At 47.4% G+C, this 329-nt stretch carries 1 pseudogene; it reads right to left on the minus strand.

Going from position 1 to position 329, the window contains the following annotated elements:
- Positions 1-329, minus strand: a pseudogene (locus WKT20_RS18265) (IS66 family transposase); the annotation flags it as partial.

Here is a 329-nt window from a genome sequence, read left to right on the forward strand (position 1 = left end):
TTTCAGACAAAGCAGACGGGCAAGCAAATCAGGGGAAAAGATTCCTCCAAGGTTTTTCAAGGGATGCTCCATCGTGTTAGTGAAAGTGCCGTCTGCAAGCTTTACCCTTGCCACCTTGTACACATGCTCCACGTTATGAGCACGCACATGTTCTATAAACCTGTATTCCCACACATCAGCCATTCCGTTACGCTTCATAAGCCTTGCACCATCCGGGAGTTGGTAATAGTCTTCTATTTCATGAACAATTACCTTATCCACCTTCAGCCTGGTCTTTGCTGCACGGGGAGCAGTTTCCTTTTTCCTTGAAGGCCTGCAGTTCTGTGCAG

It is taken from the genome of Phocaeicola sp. ICN-14070, from assembly GCF_037892625.1.
GTDB classification, from domain to species: Bacteria; Bacteroidota; Bacteroidia; order Bacteroidales; family Bacteroidaceae; genus Phocaeicola; species Phocaeicola plebeius.